The sequence below is a fragment of the Microcoleus sp. Pol14D4 genome (assembly GCF_036701245.1).
In the GTDB taxonomy this organism is placed as follows: Bacteria; Cyanobacteriota; Cyanobacteriia; order Cyanobacteriales; family Microcoleaceae; genus Microcoleus.
Genome location: NZ_JAUBQM010000191.1, coordinates 1 through 1,529, shown reverse-complemented (window position 1 = coordinate 1,529; position 1,529 = coordinate 1). Strand labels below are relative to the sequence as shown.

The window sequence follows — 1,529 nt, the reverse complement described above, 5'->3', positions numbered from 1 at the left end:
GTAAGGATTCAGGTCTTTGATTGGGGAACAAGAGAAGGCATGAAAAAGCCACAAGAATGGGCAGATATAGCATCACGGAAAAAAGCTATTGCGCTTTTACCCTGAAACCGACAAGTCTGAATCACAGATAACAAATCAGCAGTTTGTTCAAACCGAGACATTGACCGGGAGCCCCCAGATACCTTACGTTTAGTCACGGCTAATCGCAAAGAACGTTCTGCCAAATTATTATCAGGAGGAATGGATGGATGATCTAAAAAGTACCACCACTGTTGCGCTTTCTCACGCAACGAGCGCAGTAACAGTCCAGCAGCATGACCAACATGACCTTGCCAAGTATCTAACAATTTTGCCAACCGGGTCTTAAAATCCCTTGCCCAAGTGTGATAATCAATCTCTTGGGGGTGTTCCCGCCACTTTCGATGTTGTCGAAATGCCTCATCAATTAATTCCAAAAATGCAGAAGCGACGACAGTGTTATTACCGTGGTTTATTTGCAAAACTTTCTTAAAATGTCGCCGTAGATGGGCTAAACATTTCTGCTGCGCTCCCACGACGATCGCACCGTTGTAGACACTAAAATCATCGGAACTCAACACACCAGCAAACTCGTTCCCCAGCATGGTCTCTAATTCGGCTCTACTGCGAGTGTCTGCGGCATGAAACAGGCAAAAATCTCGACCTGTGGCTGTCCACAACCATTCTTTGACTCCCTTGACACACCACGGAGTTTCATCGACATGGACGTTGGCTTGCAATGGTGCCCATTTCCATAGCTCTTCAACGGCAGGCTTTACAGCATCAGCTACCCGCGCATTCGTTGCTTGTAAAGTACCCAGCCCAATTTCAATTCCACCTAATTCCCGTAGAAATTCTTGTTGTTTTTCATAGGATAGGTGCCCATAATTACCTAACCAGCTCAATAATGCTTGTAGGTCAATGCTTAAATCTTGTCCTGGAACTATCCCGGATGCTGGTGCACCCATCACCATTGCTCCACATTCATTACATTGACATTTGACTCGTTGATATTCCACCACTTCAATTGGTAAGGCTGCTAAACACACTACTTGCTGCTTGCTATAACCAATCGCATCACTTAATTCTCTACTACCACAATGCTCACAAGAGTCAGGAGTGCTGATTTGATATCTATCTACTCGCCCAAATCCTTTTCGGGTTTTACCGATATGTCCCGGCTGTCCTCCTGGTTTGCGCTTTGCCTCGGACTCTGACTCTTTTGAGTTGTCAACTTTGGCTGTCTCTGATTTCTGTATCAGATCGCTCGATGGTGGTTTCGATGATGTTTTACTATTGCTGGGCTGTCTCTCTTTGAGCTTTTCGAGTTCTTGTTCTAATTTTTCAATCAGCTTTTGTTGGGTTAGCACAATTTTGACCAGCTCCTCACGGCTCAACTGGTCAACTATTTCTAATTTTAGTGCTGCTGATAACTCGGCCTTTTCGCTCATCTGACTACATTACCATATTTTTCGGCTCTCTGCGGAACTATTTTTTACCTGAATCCTTAC

At 44.7% G+C, this 1,529-nt stretch carries 1 protein-coding gene; it reads right to left on the bottom strand.

What is annotated here, in order from left to right:
- Positions 1-8: 8 nt before the first annotated feature.
- Positions 9-1,469: an IS66 family transposase gene (gene tnpC / locus QUA33_RS28015; RefSeq protein ID WP_333153029.1), complete on the bottom strand. Its 1,461-nt coding sequence runs from the start codon at positions 1,467-1,469 to the stop codon at positions 9-11.
- Positions 1,470-1,529 lie beyond the last annotated feature (60 nt).

Coding starts and splice junctions, on each gene's coding strand:
- tnpC (WP_333153029.1), bottom strand. CDS start 1,469: ATGAGCGAAAAGGCCGAGTTATCAGCAGCACTAAAATTAGAAATAGTT.